14 protein-coding genes and 1 pseudogene are annotated in these 16666 nt (G+C 69.1%); 6 read left to right on the plus strand and 9 right to left on the minus strand.

Translation table 11 applies throughout. From position 1 onward, the window contains the following. Window positions 1-16: 16 nt before the first annotated feature. The 5 genes and pseudogenes from E1295_RS32725 to E1295_RS32740 form a co-directional block, all read right to left on the minus strand. On the minus strand, window positions 17-1174 hold the full coding sequence (locus E1295_RS32725; RefSeq protein ID WP_166427510.1) for an NAD(P)/FAD-dependent oxidoreductase: 1158 nt from the start codon (window positions 1172-1174) through the stop codon (window positions 17-19). A gap of 55 nt (window positions 1175-1229) precedes the next feature. Then, the gene (locus tag E1295_RS50345; RefSeq protein WP_220449010.1) at window positions 1230-1988 is read right to left on the minus strand and encodes an amino acid ABC transporter ATP-binding protein; all 759 of its coding nucleotides are present in this window, start codon (window positions 1986-1988) and stop codon (window positions 1230-1232) included. Between the two features lie 150 nt (window positions 1989-2138). Next, window positions 2139-2972 (minus strand): annotated as a pseudogene (locus tag E1295_RS51265) (amino acid ABC transporter permease); the annotation flags it as partial. After that, on the minus strand, window positions 2969-3931 hold the full coding sequence (locus E1295_RS32735; protein ID WP_132636476.1) for an ABC transporter substrate-binding protein: 963 nt from the start codon (window positions 3929-3931) through the stop codon (window positions 2969-2971). The gene E1295_RS32735 and the pseudogene E1295_RS51265, both read right to left, overlap by 4 nt. Then, the gene (locus tag E1295_RS32740) at window positions 3928-5334 is read right to left on the minus strand and encodes an MmgE/PrpD family protein (RefSeq protein WP_166427511.1); all 1407 of its coding nucleotides are present in this window, start codon (window positions 5332-5334) and stop codon (window positions 3928-3930) included. The genes E1295_RS32735 and E1295_RS32740 overlap by 4 nt, the downstream gene beginning before the upstream one ends. A gap of 188 nt (window positions 5335-5522) precedes the next feature. Between E1295_RS32740 and E1295_RS32745 the strand changes: the two genes are divergently transcribed. The 4 genes from E1295_RS32745 (at window position 5523) to E1295_RS32760 (ending at window position 11637) form a co-directional block, all read left to right on the plus strand. After that, a complete protein-coding gene (locus tag E1295_RS32745; protein WP_166427512.1) occupies window positions 5523-6545 on the plus strand; it encodes a TetR family transcriptional regulator in 1023 nt (340 codons plus the stop codon). Further along, window positions 6542-8152 (plus strand): N-acyl-D-amino-acid deacylase family protein, encoded by a 1611-nt coding sequence (locus E1295_RS51995; protein ID WP_166427513.1) that lies wholly within the window; start codon window positions 6542-6544, stop codon window positions 8150-8152. Before E1295_RS32745 ends, E1295_RS51995 begins: the two co-directional genes overlap by 4 nt. Window positions 8153-8314: 162 nt before the next feature. Beyond that, the gene (locus tag E1295_RS32755) at window positions 8315-10039 is read left to right on the plus strand and encodes a serine/threonine-protein kinase (RefSeq protein WP_246080612.1); all 1725 of its coding nucleotides are present in this window, start codon (window positions 8315-8317) and stop codon (window positions 10037-10039) included. Beyond that, window positions 10036-11637: a serine/threonine protein kinase gene (locus tag E1295_RS32760; protein ID WP_132636486.1), complete on the plus strand. Its 1602-nt coding sequence runs from the start codon at window positions 10036-10038 to the stop codon at window positions 11635-11637. Before E1295_RS32755 ends, E1295_RS32760 begins: the two co-directional genes overlap by 4 nt. 9 nt (window positions 11638-11646) lie before the next feature. Here E1295_RS32760 and E1295_RS32765 read toward each other — a convergent pair whose 3' ends face one another. Continuing rightward, window positions 11647-12222, minus strand: a complete 576-nt coding sequence (locus E1295_RS32765) for a hypothetical protein (protein WP_132636488.1) — start codon at window positions 12220-12222, stop codon at window positions 11647-11649. Between the two features lie 273 nt (window positions 12223-12495). On the opposite strand from E1295_RS32765, the gene E1295_RS32770 reads away from it, so the two are divergent. After that, on the plus strand, window positions 12496-12948 hold the full coding sequence (locus E1295_RS32770; protein ID WP_132636490.1) for a hypothetical protein: 453 nt from the start codon (window positions 12496-12498) through the stop codon (window positions 12946-12948). Window positions 12949-13067: 119 nt separating this feature from the next. On the opposite strand, the gene E1295_RS32780 is transcribed toward E1295_RS32770, so the two are convergent. After that, window positions 13068-14603, minus strand: coding sequence for an ATP-binding protein (locus tag E1295_RS32780; RefSeq protein ID WP_132636492.1), 1536 nt, complete (start codon window positions 14601-14603; stop codon window positions 13068-13070). Between the two features lie 122 nt (window positions 14604-14725). Between E1295_RS32780 and E1295_RS32785 the strand changes: the two genes are divergently transcribed. Then, a complete protein-coding gene (locus tag E1295_RS32785) occupies window positions 14726-15475 on the plus strand; it encodes a crotonase/enoyl-CoA hydratase family protein (RefSeq protein ID WP_132636494.1) in 750 nt (249 codons plus the stop codon). A gap of 20 nt (window positions 15476-15495) precedes the next feature. Here the strand turns inward: E1295_RS32785 and E1295_RS32790 are convergent, their stop codons facing one another. Further along, window positions 15496-16074, minus strand: a complete 579-nt coding sequence (locus E1295_RS32790; protein ID WP_132636496.1) for a TOPRIM nucleotidyl transferase/hydrolase domain-containing protein — start codon at window positions 16072-16074, stop codon at window positions 15496-15498. 71 nt (window positions 16075-16145) lie between these two features. Beyond that, window positions 16146-16565: a RidA family protein gene (locus E1295_RS32795; protein WP_132636498.1), complete on the minus strand. Its 420-nt coding sequence runs from the start codon at window positions 16563-16565 to the stop codon at window positions 16146-16148. Window positions 16566-16666 lie beyond the last annotated feature (101 nt).

A 16666-nucleotide genomic window follows, 5' to 3' on the forward strand; every position in this document is an offset into this window, starting at 1 on the left:
CTCCCACCCTCGTCCGTCAATCGTCGGCATAGGCGTACGGGGGCGTGATGGGGTTTCCCGCTGCGAAGCGGTCGGGTGAGAACGCGGAGATGTCCACGGTCTGCTGTTCGCCCAGAGTGAGCTCCGCCAGGGCGCGGCCGACCGCCGGGCAGATCTTGAAGCCCATGCCGGAGAAGCCGGCGGCGACGATCAACCCCTCCAGACCGGCGACGGGGCCCAGCATCGGTCGCGCGTCGGGCGACATGTCGTAGACACCGGTCACGCCGCGGGAGATGCCGGCGGACGCGAGCGCGGGGACGCGGCGGGTGACCCGTCCCACCAGTTCGACGACGCTGTCGTCGCGGGGGGTCTGGGGGAAGTCGTCAGGATCGATGCCGTCGCGTGGGCCGATGAAGTCGCCAAGGAGCAGGCCGGCGCCGGGTTCCGGCCTGAAATAGCTGCGGGTACCGGAATCGATGCAAGCGGTACGGCCCGCGGGCGAACCGGGCTGGTCGCGCAGGACGGCGACCTCGTGGTACTCGGGCTCGATGGGGAGGTCGGCGCCCACCGCGGCGAGCAGGGGGCGGGTCCAGACGCCCGTGGCGAGGATGACGAGATCGGCCATGATGTCGCCCTGGTCGGTGCGCACGCCTCGGATCCGGCCGCCGGACTCGACGAGGGCGCGGACGCGGGTGTTGGGACGGTAGGCGACGCCCTCCTCCCGCGCCCGCGAGAGGAGATCGCCGGCCACGATGGCGCCGTCGCCGTAACCGGCGCGGGGTTCGTACGCTGCGGCGACGACGTCGTCGGCACGCCAGCCCGGTTCGAGTTCGAGCAGGTCGTCGGCGGTGATGACCTCGGCCTCGGCGCCGCAGGCCCGCTGCATCTTGACGTTCTCCCGAAGCAAGCCGGCCTCGCCGGGCGACACGATGCGGACGAAGCCGCACTCGTGGAAGACCGAGGGCCGGCCGACGCGTTCCGGCCAGTCGCGGAAGAAGGTCAGGCTGTCAACGGCCAGCCGTACTTCCTGCTCGAACGTGTAGTGCATGCGGACGAGGGCCGATGAGCGGCTGCTCATGCCCTCGCCAGCGTGCCGGGCGTCGATGACGGTGACGGACCGTGCGCCTCGCTCGGCGAGGTGGAACGCGGTCGACGTTCCCGTGACGCCTGCACCGACGACGATGACCTCGGGCACTGCGGAGACCTCCTGAATGCGCCGTGACTGGGAGAGGACAGGGCTGGGTGAGGGCTTAGGCGAGGACCTTGGAAAGGAAGGCTCTGGTGCGCTCCTCCTTCGGCTCCACCAGGCACGCGCCCGGTGGGCCGGATTCGACGATGACGCCGCCGTCGAGCATGGCGACGGTGTCGGCGACCTCCTTGGCGAACCCGATCTCGTGGGTGGCGACGATCATGGTCATGCCGCGCCGGGCCAGGTCCTTCATGACGTCGAGTACTTCCCCCACCAGCTCGGGGTCCAGCGCCGAGGTGGGTTCGTCGAACAGCATCAGGTGCGGTTTCATCGCCAGAGCGCGGGCGATCGCCACCCGCTGCTGCTGTCCTCCCGACAGCTGCGCCGGGTACGCGTCGAGCTTGTCCCGCAGGCCGACCCTGGTCAGCAACCGCTCGGCCTCTGCCTCGGCCTGCCCGCGGGGCAGACCGAGGACGCGCCGCGGACCGAGCGCCACGTTCTCCAGGGCGGTCATGTGCGGGAACAGGTTGAACCGCTGGAAGACCATGCCGATACGGGTGCGCTGCCGGCACAGGTGAGCCGGTGGCATCTCGTGCAGCTGGCCGTCGGCGGCGGTGCGCAGGCCGACCCGTTCGCCGTCGACCTCCAGCAGTCCCGAGTCGATCTTCTCCAGGGCGTTGACGCAGCGCAGCAGGGTCGATTTCCCGCTTCCCGAGGGGCCGAGCAGGACGAGCGTCTGGCGGGGGTGGACGGTGATGTCGATGCCCCGCAGCACATCGCTGTCGCCGAACCATTTCCACACCTGCTCGGCGCGCACCATCGGCTCGTCGCCCGGGGCGGGTTCGACGACCTCGTCAGTTTCGGAGACGGGTTCGACGATCGGCCCGGCGTCCGCCCGCCTGCCCGCTCTCCGACGGGCCGCACCGGTGGCGGGCCCGCCACCGAATCCGCGGCCGAAGTGGCGTTCGACGTAGTGCTGGCCGACGGTCAGGAGCGAGGTCACCAGGAGATACCACAGCGACGCGTCGACCAACAGCGGAATGATCTTGAAGTTCTGCTGGTAGATCTGCTGGACGGCGGTCATCAGATCCTGGCCGGAGATGACCGAGACCAGCGCGGTCATCTTGAGCATCGAGATGGTCTCGTTGCCGAGTGTGGGGATCAGCACGCGCATGGCCTGCGGCAGGATGACGAACCGCATCCTGCTTCCCCCGGACATGCCGAGCGACATGGCCGCCTCGCGCTGCCCGGCGTCGACCGAGATGATCGCCGCCCGGACGAGCTCGGCGCAGTAGGCCGCCTGGTGGGTGGCGAGCGCCAGCACGGCCGCGGTGGCCGCGCCGATGATCGAGTTCGTGGGCACGGATCCGAAGACTATGCCGGTCAGCGGGATCCCGAGGAAGAGATGGGGATAGAGGGCGCCCAGGAACCCCCAGAAGATGATCTGGACCAGGAGCGGCGTACCGCGCAGCAGCCAGATGTAGACCCAGGCGACCCCGGACAGCACGGGATTGTCCGACATCCGCATCACTGCGAGCAGCACGCCGCCGACGATCCCGATGATCATCGCGACGACGGTCAGTTCGGCGGTGACGATGAGACCTTGAAGGATCGAAGGCGCGAACAGATATTGTCCGACGGTCGCGATGTCGAGGTTGGGGTTGTTCCACAGCGACCAGCCGAGTGCGATCAGGAGGTAGGCGACGAACGCGGCCGCGGCCCACCGGCCAGGGCGGCGGGTCGGCACCACCGTGATGCCCGGCGGTCGCACTCGCGCGGGGGACGGGGGCGCCGCGGGGCTCACAGCACCTTCCCCTGGTTGATCTCCGCCTTGGTCAGTGCGATGCTCTGCACGCCGTACTTCGTGAGGATCTGCTGGTAGGTCCCGTCGTCCATCAGCGCCTGCAGCGCCTTCTGTATCGCCTTCAGCAGTTCGGGGTCGGACTTGGGCACGCCGATGCCCTCCATGCCGCCACCGAACTGTTCGGTGATCGACGGCGCCTGGACCAGCTCGAACGCGTTCCCGTTGTCGAAGGTCTTGGCCGCGTACGCGGCGGCCGAGGTCGCCTGGACGCGCGCGACCGCCTTCCCGCTCCTGATCGCCAGGAACGCCTCGCTGTCACCGGGGAACCGCACGACCGTGACGCCGGGTCTGCCCCCGGCCTCGAGCCGGTCGCTCAGCTTGTCGATCGCCGCCTCCTCCGAAGTGGAGCTCTGCACCGCCACGGTCTTGCCGGACAGGTCGGTGACGTCCTTCAGCCCTTCGGGGTTGCCCTTGGCGACGAGCATGGAGTAGCCGTCCTCGGCGTAGTCGACGAAGTTCAGCGACTCCCGCCGTTTGGGGGTGTCGAACAGGCCGGCCATGACGATGTCGGCCTTGCCGGCGAGGATCGCCGGGATCATGGAGTCGAAGGGTGTCTGGTCGAAGGAGGCGCGCACCCCGAGCTTGGCCGCCAGCGCCTGGGAGAGGTCATAGTCGATGCCGGTCGGCTGCTTCCCGCCGACCGTCGTGTACATCTCCCACGGCGGATAGGGGATGTTGCTGGCCACCCTGATCACTCCGGCCGACTTGATCCGTTCCGGCAGCTGGTCGTGCAGGGCGGGGTCGGCGTTCACCGACGTCGTGGGGCCGGGGGTGCCGCTCGCGCCGCCTGTCGCCGGATTGTCCCCGATGGAGGCGGGCGGGCCGCCCACCAGCGAGCATGCGGTGAGTGAGAGGACCGTCGCGGCCATGGCGGTCAGGATGTGTCGGTGCCGTCTCATGACGGGGCTCCTTGCTCAATGGGCACCGGTATCAGGCAGGACGCCAGATCACGCACGAGGGCGGAGCTGTCGTCGGCGGATTCCACGCCGGCCAGGGCTTCCAGGAGACGCGGGATGGACGCCGGCTCCAGCTGGCCGGCGGCCAGCCAGGCGAACTTCTCGTGCATCTCGTCCCGGGTCCAGCCGGGCTCGGGATAGAGGACGTGGTCGACCCGGCCGGAGGACAGGACGGTGCCGTCGGTCAGTGTGACGGTGACCTCGGCCGAGTCGCTCCCCTCGGGAGCGTTGATCTCCGAAAGGTAGTAGCGGTGGCTCAGCTCCTCCGACACCACCACATCGATCCGCCGGCAGAGCCCGGCGATCTCTTCGGAGCCCAGACGCGAGTCCCCGATCTGCTCGGGCCCGACCCTGCCGTCCACGAGCATCGCCGCCACCGGCCACGCCAGGTTGAACTGTGCCTCCTCGGTCGTCTCCGGAAGGCGCGTGCCGAGCCGTGCCGCGTCGGGGTAGGTCGCGATGACGACCCGCTCGATGGACTCGGGCTTCAGCGGATGCCGGGTGCGCAGCTCCTCGATCGCCAGCAGGGCGGGGTGAGTCCAGGCGCAGCTGGAGAACCGCTTCCAGGTGATGCCGTGAGGCAGGTAGTAGTCGTGGCCGAGATCGTCGGCGAACGGCCGGAACTCCGCCAGGTCCAGCCCGGGCTCGATCCCGGTGAAGCCGCGCCGGGCGAGGTCCGCCGACAGCAGGCCGGTGAGCGCGCCGAACCCGACGCCGTGCTTGACCATTCCCGGCGTGTCGATGGCCCGCATCATCGGCAGGTCGGGTGAGTCGTACTCCGCGATGCCCAGCGCGTGCCTGGTGGTGGCCTCGTCGAGCCGGAGTACGTGGCAGGCGACGGCGGCGCAGGCCACCGAGCCCCATGACCCGCAGGCCCGGTAGGTGCGCTCGGCCGAATGGACCGCGCTCTGCTCGTGGTTGAGGCAGCGGCCGGCCCGGAAGGCGATCTCGTACCCGACGACGATCGCGGTGATCAGTTCGCGCCCGCTGAGCCGGTGCTCCTCGGCGAGTGCGAGTGCGGTGGGGACGACCTGGGCTCCTGGGTGTCCCCAGGTGTAGATGCCGCAGTCGTCGACGTCCACGGCGTTCGCCGCGACCGCGTTCGCGAAGGCGGCGCCGCCAGGGGCCAGACGCTTGCCGCTGACGATCGACGAAGCGGCGCCGGCCGGCCACCAGTCGTGCGCGAGGTCGGCGGCGATACGGGCTGACCTGGCCGTACGGCCGGCCAGCATGGCCGCGAGCGTGTCCACCAGGCACATGACCGCGCGGTCGATCACCTCGCGGGGCAGCGTGTCCCACGTGAGCCGGGTGATGAATCGTGCCGCCGGTGAACTTCCGCTCCGCACGTCAGTGACTCCTGGTGCTTCTACTGGAATATCTTTGGTGCGGCAAACCATCGCATTTGCCGCGATAACCTGTCAAGGAATTGTTTTCCTTGCATTTTCCGGAATTAACGTCGATCTAGATTCCCGCAGAGGCAAGTATGGATCTCCCGGCCTCAGACGCCGCCGGCAGAGAAGACGCGGCCCTGGCCTTGTTCTGGACCGTCCTCCACGCACCGGACGGCGGGACGTCGCGCTGCCCGCGGTGCGGGACGAGCAGGACGTTCCACCGGATCTCGCGACGGCGCGCCTACGCGTGCGACCACTGCGGCACGCACGTCTACCCCGCCTCGGCCACCCCGTTCGCCGGCTCGCCGGTACGGCTGGCGGCCTGGCTGGACGCCGCGGTCATGGTGCTGGACACACCGGGCAAGATCCGGCCCAACCGGGTGGCCGGGGCCTTAGGTCTGGACTACCGGCGCGCCTGGCGAATGACGCGGCGCCTCGAAGAGATCATCCAGGCCGGAGGCAAGGACGTCGACCTGCTGCGCAAGCTGGTGGGCCGCTGGCGGGAGCAGGGCCATTCGCGTCCCGACCGGGCCCCTGACCCGGGCAGCCCGGAAGACCGCATCCGCATCGCCGCCTGCCGGATCATGGCGCAGCGCGGCATCGAGGCCACGCGCATCTCGGACATCGCCCGCGAGGCCGGCGTCTCGAACGCGAGCATCCACTATTACTTCCGGAGCAAGGACGAGGCGCTGCTCGCGGCGTTCCGCTGGGCGGGCGACCAACTGCACGAGACGCTGCGGCGCCTGCGCGACGAGAACGTGGGCGCCATCGAGCACGTCCGCCGCCTGCTCGAACTGAGCGTCCCCGATGACCAGGGCGGCGTCCATGAGGAATATCTGCTGTGGCTGGAGGCCTGGGGCCGGGTCCGCCGCCATCCCGCCTTCCTCGACGAGTGCGCCCGCATGTCCAAACGGTGGGCGGACGCGGTGCTCGACGTGTTCCGCGCCGGGGTCGAGGACGGAACGTTCACCCCGGTCACGCTCATCGAAGAGGTCTGCGAACGCTACGTCGCCATCTCCGAGAGCCTTGCCCTGCGAGCCACCCTCGGCTACAGCCACATGACCGCCCGGACGGCACGCCATCTCCTCGCAAGGTTCACCGCCGAGCAGCTCGGCGTCCCGATCAGCCGGCTCGACCCGGACAACCGACAATGGAGGTTCACGTGAGCGCGTTCACGGAAAGCGGACCGGCCGACACCGTCATTCTCGACGCCTCGGTCATCACCATGGATCCCGCCCGGCCGTACGCCGAGGCTCTGGCGATCTCGCACGGGAAGGTCAGCTACGTCGGTGACCGGGACGGCGCCGGGCGGCAGGTCGGCCCGGGCACCGACGTCATCGAGGCGGCCGGCGAAATCGTTTGCCCGGGATTCGTCGACATCCACACGCACACCGATCTGGACCTTTTCGACGACCCTGACCACCTGCTTTTCAAGAACTATCTGATGCAGGGGATAACAACGGTTCTCGCGGGCAACTGCGGAATGACCACGATGGACCCGGGGAGCCTCCTCGCCCGCCTGGACGAACAGTCGCCCGCAGTGAATTTCGGGACACTCATCGGCCACGGATACGTACGGACCTCCTGCGGAATCCCCGCCGATCAGGAGGCGCCCTCCGACGAGCAGATCCAGGCCATGAAGGACGTGCTCGGCAAGGCGATGGCAGCCGGCGCGTTCGGCATGTCGAGCGGGCTCGAATACATTCCCGGGATCTCCTCGCGCACCGCGGAACTGATCGGGTGCGCGTCCGTCGTGGCGCAGTCCGGGGGCTTCTACGCCAGCCACATGCGCAGCGAGGGCGACCACCTGCTCGCCGCAGTCGAGGAGGGGATCCGGATCGGCCGCGACTCGGGCGCGCGAGTCCAGCTCTCCCACCTCAAATCCGACGGCGCCTGCAACTGGTGGAAGACCGAAGCGGTGATCGCCGCCATCGAGGCGGCGCGCGCCGACGGCATCGACGTGGCCGGTGACCAGTACCCCTACCCCTTCTTCGGCTGGAACCCGTCCATATTCGTCCCCGGCGAACATCTCGCCGCCGGCAAGCCCACCCTGATCGGCACCCACCTGCGCGACCCGGGCCGCTTCCGGCAGATCAAGGCGGGGATCGTCGACCGGATCATGCGCTATCACCAGGGGAACGGCGACCTGGTCGTGGTGTTCGACTGGACCGACGGCACGGGGCGGCGGTGGCAGGGGGCGCCGCTGTCGCGCATCCTCACCGAGCGGGGCGGCGACGCCACTCCGGAGGCGGTCGCGGACCTGATCCTCGAAATGCTTCCTGACGAGCGCGACGACGCCGTCATGGGGACGGATCTGAGCACGAGTGACGACACCGTCCGCCGCTACCTCGCCGTGCCGTACCTCGCGATCTGCACTGACGGATTCAACCAGCCCTGGCTGACGCCGTGCCATCCGCGCAGTTACGGCGCCTTCCCGAAGGTTCTGGGCGAGTACGTGCGGGAGAAGCGGGCGCTGCCGCTTGAGACCGCGCTGCGGAAGATGACCGCGGTGCCCGCCGCGCTGATGGGCCTGACGGATCGCGGAGTCCTGCGGGTGGGCGCGTACGGCGACGTCGTCGTGTTCGACGCGGCGACCGTCGGCGAGAACGCCACCTTCGACGCGCCGGCCGCGCCGAGCGGCATCGATTTCGTGCTCGTCAACGGGATGCTCACGGTCGACCGCCGGCAGGCGGACGACTTCCGTCTCGGGGCGGGCTATGCACCGGGTATGGTGCTCCGCGGCCCGGGGGCCGGATCGGCTCATGCAAGCTGAGCGCCTATTCGAGGGGAGGCTCCGGCGAAACGTCAGACCCGATACCTTTCGTGATCACTCGCCAGGCTGGCCGAGCAGGTGGAACGACCGTTAATCTGTGCGGTGATGAGTGGTGCAGCCCTACTTCCGGGTGATCCGCGGCATATCGGGCGTTATACGGTAATGGGACGGCTGGGGGCCGGCGGCCAAGGTGTCGTCTACCTGGCCAATGCCCCAGACGGTGCCCAGGTGGCGTTGAAGGTCATCAACGCCGACGTCGGCTCCGATGCGCGCCGCCTGTTCGAGCGCGAGTTCGCTGTTCTCCGTCGCGTCTCCAGTTTCTGCACCGCGCAGGTTCTCGACGCCGATGTGACGGCCGACCCGCCCTACATCGTCAGCGAATATGTTCCCGGGTCGTCTCTTCACGCCCACGTCGCCGAACACGGCCCTCTCATGGGAACAGAGCTTGACCGGCTCGCGGTGGCGACGGCCACCGCGCTCATCGCGATCCATCGGGCGGGCATCGTCCACCGCGATCTCAAACCGCAGAACGTCCTGCTGGGACACGACGGCCCGCGGGTCATCGACTTCGGCATCGCCCGCGTTCTGCAAGACGGCGCCGCCCTCGCCAGCGCTCAGGTGGGCACGCCCCGCTACATGGCCCCGGAGCAGATCAGGGGCGAGGAGTTCGGCCCCGCCGCCGACATCTTCGCCTGGGGCGCCACCATCGTGCACGCCGCCACCGGCCGTTCACCGTTCGAGGGCGGCACCTTGCCGGCCATCCTGTACCGCGTGCTCCACGAGCCGCCCGACCTCACCTCCCTGCCGGCGCATCTGCGGCCCTTGGTGGAACGTTGCCTGTCCAAGGACCCCGCCGACCGCCCCACGGCTGCAGAGCTCCCGCTGTCCATCATGGACGTCGGTGTCGTTCCTCAGACCGAGCCCCGCCGTGGCCGACGATTACCTGCGCGAGCGCTGAAGACATCCCGCAAGGTGATGTCAGCGGCGATCGCGGTCGCCGCGGCGGCGGCCCTGACCGCGGGGGTGCTCTGGTACGCGCAGGACCGAGAGGAAGCGAAGGTCACGCCCCCTCCGGCGGCCGGCGGGCCTCCGGCGTACGCCCTGGCGGCGGCGGGTGCGGCGCGTACGGCCTTCGAAGCGTGGTACAGCCTCGACCACGCGGACTACGACGACGCGGCGCGGCGTACACTGGCGCTGCTGTCCGGAGTAGCGGCGCAGGACTACCAGCATCTCATCGACAATTCCAGGAGCGCGGTGGTGGCCGCGAAGGCGAAACAGACGGCACGGGCGACCGCGGCGGGCATCGTCTGGGCGTCGCCTCAGCGAGTGTCGATCATCGTCACCGGGCTCAGTGCCATCACCAGGAACGGAACCCCGGCGGAAGCCAGCGACCCCCTGCTGTTCGCCGAAATGGTTCCCTCGGGCGGCGGATGGAAGATGGATTACGCGCGAACCACATCATCGGGTTCGACGGCTCCGCCAGGCGCCGCCTGGCCGACCGCGCAGGCGCGGCAGATGGTGACCGACGCGGCCCGCTGCCAGACCGAAGCGTTCATCAACGGGCCCCGCCTGGAAGAACGCCCCGACTTCTTCAGCCGCTGCACCACCGGACGGGCAGAGCGGTGGTGGCGGGAACTCGCCGCGCTCCCCGACGCGCAGGTGCCCGACTGGTGGACCTGGCAGTACCGGGACATAGGTACGGCTTTCGAACGGTTCGACGGCCCCGATTCCGCGACCCTCATCCACCTCGGGGACTCCGCCAAAGCCCCGGAGCACGAGGTCGTGGGTTACCGGCTGCATCTGCGCCGGGTCGATGGGCGATGGAAGCTTGAGGACGTCACGTCGCCGAAGGACAATCGGTCCCTGTTCCAGCGGCGTACGAAATGAGCACCTCCGCCCGCCTCCGTCGCGGCGATCCGGAGAGGATCGGACGCTACCGGGTGCTCGGCCGGCTCGCCGCGGGCGGCCAGGGCGTCGTCTTCCTAGCCGCGGGGGACGACGGACGGCAGGTCGCGGTGAAGACGCTCCCCTGGATCTCCGACGAGGCCGCCCGGCACCGCATGGCGACCGAACTCGACCTGCTCCGCAGGGTCTCCGGGTTCTGTACGGCCCAGGTGCTCGACGCCGACCTGACGCACAATCCGCCGCATATCGTCACCGAGTACGTGCCCGGCCCATCCCTGGACGAACTGGTCCGTAGTGAGGGACCTCTGCGTGGCGAGGCGTTGGAACGCCTGGCCGTCGCCACCGCCACCGCCTTGACCGCGATCCATCGCGCGGATATCGCCCATCTGGACCTGACCCCCCGCAACGTGGTCATGGGCCCGGACGGCCCCCGTGTCATCGACTTCGGCCTCGCTCACGCCCTCGGCGGCGCCACCACGGACTCCCCCATCGCCGGAACTCCGGCGTTCATCGCGCCCGAGCAGTTGGCCGGGCACCCGCCGCGGACCGCCGCCGACCTCTTCTCCTGGGCCGCGACGATCGTATACGCGGCGACGGGCCGTCCTCCGTTCGGCGACGACAGCGTGCAAAGCGTCGTCTACCGCGTTCTGCACCAGGACCCGGACTTGGGCCCGGACATCGAGTTGGACGGTTTCCTGCGCTCCATCCTGACGGTGTGCCTGGCCAAAGACCCGGCGCACCGTCCGTCGGCTCAGGATCTCCTCTACCACCTCGTCGACCAGGCACCGATGGATCCCGCCGGGCCGCCGATCCGGTCGCAGGCCCGCAAACCGGCCAGGAAGCGGAGCTGGGTCATCGCGGTGGCGGCGGTCGTCGTCATCGCCGGCGGTGGCGGCGGCGTGGTGGTGCTGTGGAAGGGCGAGAGCGGCAGCCCTGCCGCACAAGCGAGCGCGGCCCCGGCCAGGCTGCTTCCGCCGCCGCTGTACGCCGAGGAGGCCGAGCAGGCGGCGCGCAACGCCTACGGCATTGTCAACAGCTTCGCCCACCAGACCCTCGACAAGGATTTCCAGGCGGTGGACGCTGTGGCCACGGGACGGGCGAATGTCGAGTACACCGGCCGGCTCCAGGATCAGGCGCAGCGAATCCGCGAGGAGAAAATCGTGCGCAAGGCCGTGCCGGCCGAGAGCGGGATCGTCGCCGCCCGGCCCGATCGCGTCGCCGTACTGGTCTGGGGCCAGACGACCACCAGCAGCGGATCCAGCCACGACTACCGTCGCGGCGGTGCGATCCTGGAGATGCGCAAGGTCGCGACCGTATGGAAGCTCGATCACGTCTGGCCGCGAGAACCACATCTGAACTCGGCCGAGATGACCACGGGTGAGTGGCCATCCGGCCTGATGACAACGCTCCTGTCGGCCGCATCGGGCAGCGGGGCGCGCGCCGTCGCCCTGGAAACGCTGACCTCCGCGGGCGCCCGCGTGTTCCGCCTCAACGCCGACGAAACCGTGAGCAGGCTCGACCTGGTCCCCACCGGCCGTTCCTTCCAGGTGGGGAGCAGCCGGGAACTGGGGGTGTCGTGAGCCGGGACGCTATGACGTCAACCAGGTGGTGAGGGCGACGGCTGCCTCGCGAAGGTCGTCGTCGTGCCGTTCCTCGCTCATCTGATCGACGGTGAGCCGGAACTGCGGAGCGCTGACCACGAACGCCTGGGTGTACAGGGTTCGATCGCCAACGGCGATCTCGGTCCCGCCGGACTGCGCTTCAACGCCGAGCGCGGACAGCTCCGAGACCTCGACCTCGGGGAAATCCTTATATTTGGGCTTCGCCGAGGGAAGCGCGATCGTCACCCCGGCCGTGGGAATCTTCTTCCCCCACGAGCAGGTCACATGATCGGCCGAGTCGTATCGCTTGTCGAACTTCTTGCCTTTGATCAGTGCGCCCATGGCCGCGGCCAACCGCGGATCGTCACAGTCCTTCGGCAGGGTGAATGGCCGTGCCGGGGCGGTCGTCGCTGTGGCCGCAGGGCTCTGCGAGGCCCGGGTGGCGCTGGAATTGGGGGAAGGTCCGGTGGATGCGGCGGTCGCGTCCTGGCCGACGTCACCGCACCCGAGGAGCAGGACTCCGAGGAGCAGAATCCCTAAGAAGGTCCTGACACTCTTCAACATGACGCAAGTATCCAAGATCAGCGGCTGTACTGCCAGAGGCGGCTGCCGGCAGTACGGCTGCCGCGGCGGCGATGCCTCACACCGAATCGCGGAACGCTGCGCCCCTGAGCAATGCGGGCGCCGGATGACTCGACGACAGTTCCGTCCTCTGAGGAACGCGGCACTGGCATACCTCGGATATACCGCGCATTTGTATGGTCGTGCCGTTGGCGTCATTCGACGAAAGGCAGCATCATGTGGAAACCGTCCACGTCAGCAGCCAGAAGGATCGCCGTGGGACTGGCAGCGTCCATGATCCTCACGGGCGTGGCAGTGGTCGCCCCATCAGCGGCATCCGCGTCCCCGGGGTACCACCTCTACACCAAATGGAGCGGTGCCGGGAAGCCGTGCAAGAAGGGCACCAAGGCGAAAGCGTACGACACCGTCATCCCACGCCACAAATACGACGAGCGCCACGTCAAAATGATTTTCGGAATCCCCACGGGATACAGTTACGCGCGGCAACGGGCCTTCAACCTCGCCCGCGTCGAAGCGGTGTGCAGCAAGAGGTACGCGACGGGGCCCAACAACTGGCAGTGGTGGCAGGCCTACTACGGCCTCGAACGCGGCAAGGTCAGCCGCCTGAAGCAGGGAAAGCACACGTGTAGTCGTTCAGGCACCTGCGGGAGTGCGCACTCCACCAAGTACGGAACCTGGCGCGCGGGCTGGACCCACTTCAAGATGTGAGTGTCGGCGCGGGTCTGATCAGATACCGACGAGCTGGACATGGTCGCCGCACAGCCGGGCCATGTCGATATCGGAGGTCAGCATGGCCACTGGACCCGGCTGACCGGTTGTCGCTTCCGTCATCCGCGCAGAACGGTGACCTGGCGGCCGGACGGAGTGGTCGCCTGCTCGAAGTCTCCTCGTTCGTTCCACGGTGAGGCTTCGGGACGGCGGTCGAAGATGACCAGCACACCGGTGGAGAGGCTGAGCCGGTCCAGATACCGGTCGAGCTGAGCGAGACCCTCGGGCAGAGGGTCGTCCTTGCCCGCCCGCCAGACCTTCAGCTCCATCGCTTCCCGTTGCATCAACCGCTCGCCTTCAGGGCCGGTGTAGGGCCAGCGGATCAGGACGTCGAGGCGTTTGGTGCCGGCCGCGTATTCGCGGTCGAGGTGGCCGCCGCCGTTGACCAGGCGGTGCAGGAAGGCCATGAGGATGATCTGGCAGGCGGCTTCGTGGTAGCCCTCCTGCTGGATGAGGACCTCGCCGTGCTCACGCCAGAACACGACGAACTCCTCCAGCAGGCGTGCCAGGTCGAAGCGGCCGTCCGGCTGCACGAAGCTGCGCGGGTTCACCATCACGTACTGCTCCGACGGGGCTCCCAGCACCCGCAGGATGACCTCCCGATAGATCGGGTTCGCCACCTCCAAGGGAGGTTTCTGCTTGATCAGGCCCAGATCGCGCACGTAGGACAGATCGTCGGAGAAGGTGACGTCGACGTCGGGGAATGACCCGGCCACCACGGGTTCCATCACGCGCTTGACCCGAGGCTCGTGCAAGCGGGCCACGAGCGCGTCCAGGTGGGTGGCACGCTGGCGGATCAGCCGTTCTTTGGCGTCGTCCACGTGTCCGGCGGTGATGGCTTCGGTTGCCCCCATTTTGATGGTGATCTCGTGGGCGAGGGCGTTGACCAGCCAGGGTTGTCCCTGGGTCAGCTCGAAGACCCGGTCGATCGCGTCCTTGGTGAACTCCTGGCCGGTGGCCTGGGTGTGCTGGTCGTAGAGCTCGCCGATCTGGTCGGCGGTGAAGTCGCCCAGCCGCAGTGACTTGGCGACGATGTTGAACGGGCTGGCGGGGTTGGAGCGGCCGGGGTCGCCGCCGGAGGTGATCTTGTAGTCGCGCAGGTCACGCATGCCGCACAGCGCTACGGAGGCGGGGAACGGATGCCTTTCATGCCGGGCGTTGTGGCCGTCGCGGAGTTGGCTGAGGATGCTGATCAGGCTGTTGCCTTGCAGGGCGTCGATCTCGTCGAGGAACAGCACCACCCGGCGTGGGCTGCGGCGGCACCATTCGCTCAGCGCCGAGCCGAACCGGCTGCCGGGTGTGACCTGTGGCCAGGGGTCCGGCGGTAGCAGTTTCTTGGGCCATCCCGTCCGTTCGGCGGCCTCGCGCAGGGCATCCAGCAGCAGCGACTCGGCGGCGGGGTAGTCGTCGCCGGCCGTCTTGGCACGTTCGCAGGAGAACAGCAGGGCGGCGGTGTCACCTTCGGCGGTCAGTTCGGAGGCCAGGGTGCGCAGGGTGGTGGTCTTGCCGGTCTGCCGGGGCGCGTGCAGCACGAAGTAGCGGTCCATGTCGATGAGCACCCGTGCCTGGGGGAGTCGCTGCGTGGGGGGCAGCATGCCCACCTACTCGATCACGTCCTGGTGCACGGTGTGCGAAGCGGGTGCTCTGCTGTAGAAGCGGGGCTGGTCCGAGGCAGGGGGTGGGCGTACGCTCGGCGGATTCGGCGAAGGAGGCTCGTATGACGGTGCGCCTGGAGCGTGAGGGGCCGGTCGCCACCGTGGTGCTCAGCAGGCCGGAAGCGCGTAACGCGGTCGATCGGGAGACGGCCGCCGCGCTGGCCGGCGCGTTCCGTGAGTTCGAGCGTTCGGATGCGGCGGTGGCGGTGTTGTGGGGGGAGGGTGGCACGTTCTGCGCCGGAGCGGATCTCAAGGCGCTGGACAACCGGGTCGGCGAGGAGGGCGACGGCCCGATGGGGCCGACACGGATGCGCCTGGGCAAGCCGGTCATCGCCGCCGTGGCCGGGCATGCGGTGGCGGGCGGGCTGGAGCTGGCTCTCTGGTGTGACCTGCGGGTGGTCGAGGAGGGGGCGGTGTTCGGGGTGTTCTGCCGCCGGTGGGGTGTTCCGCTCGTCGACGGTGGCACGGTGCGGTTGCCCCGGCTCGTCGGGGCGTCGCGGGCGATGGACATGATCCTCACGGGGCGGCCGGTGGAGGGGCGGGAGGCGTATGCGTGGGGGCTGGCCAATCGGCTGGTGCCGGAGGGCGCGGCGCGGTGGCACGCGGAGGAGCTGGCGCGCGAGATCGCCGGGTTCCCGCAGGCGTGCCTGCGCGGTGACCGGTTGTCGGCGTTGGAGCAGGAGGGGCTGGGGGAGGAGGAGGCGATGCGCAACGAGCTGCGGCACGGGCTGGTCTCGTTGCCGGACGCGGCTGCCGGGGCGGCCCGCTTCGCTGCCGGGGCGGGACGGCACGGCGCCTTCGGAGAGCCCTGAACTCTCCTGCCCGGCGAGGATCACCGTCTCCGGCTGCCTGTCAGGTGGGTCAGCAGCAGGTCGAGCGGACGGGGGACACGGTCGAGGTCGAGCGCCGCGACGAGCAGGGCCGAATAACGGATCTTGCGGCCACTGCCCGACCCCATGAACCGGCGTAGCTGGTCATGGGTGCTGCCTCCGCGCCACGCGGGCTGCTTCTGCAGGGTGCGGAACGCGCCGAGCTCGCCCTCGGCGTCGATGACGGCCTCGACCGCGGCGGTGCCGAGGGCGCGGATCAGCTCGTCCTCCAGGTCGGCGACGCACACGAAGAACCCGAGCGCCTCCAGGCCGCTCCGGCTGGGTACGGATCCGAGGCCGGCGCGTTCGAGGCCGCGCCGGTAGTCGCCTTCCTCGCCGGCGTCGCACAGGCCGGCCAGCCGGAGATCGCTGCCGCGAGGGCCGAACCTGCCGACGTACGTCCTGATGTTGGTGGCGCCGCCCATCGCCACCAGGGCGACGCCTTCGGCCGCCAGATCCACGCCGCGGCGCTCGGCCAGCGCTTCGACGGCCGACTTGTCGCTGACCCCTTCGACCAGGACCACGGTCTGCGTGTCGCTCACGAGCCCCAGCCTGGCACCGAACGGGGAGAGGTTCGAGCCCTTTTTCGTACGAATCTACATTGTAAAGGGCGTCAGTTTGTTGAGTGCTTGGGAACCACCGCCACGGCCTCCACCTCGACCACGATGTCCGGGGCTGCCAGCGCGGCGGCCACGATCAGCGAGTTGGCGGGCCAGTCGCCGTCCGGGAACCAGCCGGTGAACACCTCCTCGACGGTCGAGCGGAAGCCCGCCAGGTGCTCCGTGCCCGCCACCATGGTGAACAGCCGGAGCAGGTGCTGCGGTCCCGACCCGGCCGAGGCGAGCAGCGCCTCGATGTTGGCGAAGACCTGGCGGGCCTGGGTGGCCGCGTCGCTCCCCACGAGGGTTCCGGTCGCGTCGGTGCCGACCTGGCCGGCGATGAAGAGCAGCTCCGAGTCCGCGGGTGCCGCGGCCAGATGGTGATATTTCGCCAGCGGCGCCCCGACCTCGGGCGGGCTCCAGCGCCGAACCATGACATCGTCCTTTCCACCCCGATTGTCTTGCGTCCGCCCACGTTAGCGTGTGTCCGGATGAAGGCCGGAGGGGTGTCCGAAGGGCCGCGAGCGCTGGAGGA

It is taken from the genome of Nonomuraea mesophila (genome assembly GCF_004352805.1).
In the GTDB taxonomy this organism is placed as follows: Bacteria; Actinomycetota; Actinomycetes; order Streptosporangiales; family Streptosporangiaceae; genus Nonomuraea; species Nonomuraea longispora.

What these genes read in the sequence shown, in the direction of transcription:
- E1295_RS32795 (WP_132636498.1), bottom strand. Translation starts at nt 16,565, where the DNA reads ATGGTTCGGCGCTGGAGCCCGCCCGAGGTCGGGGCGCCGCTGGCGAAA.
- E1295_RS32735 (WP_132636476.1), bottom strand. Translation starts at nt 3,931, where the DNA reads ATGAGACGGCACCGACACATCCTGACCGCCATGGCCGCGACGGTCCTC.
- E1295_RS32760 (WP_132636486.1), top strand. Translation starts at nt 10,036, where the DNA reads ATGAGCACCTCCGCCCGCCTCCGTCGCGGCGATCCGGAGAGGATCGGA.
- E1295_RS32780 (WP_132636492.1), bottom strand. Translation starts at nt 14,603, where the DNA reads ATGCTGCCCCCCACGCAGCGACTCCCCCAGGCACGGGTGCTCATCGAC.
- E1295_RS32785 (WP_132636494.1), top strand. Translation starts at nt 14,726, where the DNA reads ATGACGGTGCGCCTGGAGCGTGAGGGGCCGGTCGCCACCGTGGTGCTC.
- E1295_RS50345 (WP_220449010.1), bottom strand. Translation starts at nt 1,988, where the DNA reads ATGGTGCGCGCCGAGCAGGTGTGGAAATGGTTCGGCGACAGCGATGTG.
- E1295_RS32755 (WP_246080612.1), top strand. Translation starts at nt 8,315, where the DNA reads ATGGGACGGCTGGGGGCCGGCGGCCAAGGTGTCGTCTACCTGGCCAAT.
- E1295_RS32765 (WP_132636488.1), bottom strand. Translation starts at nt 12,222, where the DNA reads ATGTTGAAGAGTGTCAGGACCTTCTTAGGGATTCTGCTCCTCGGAGTC.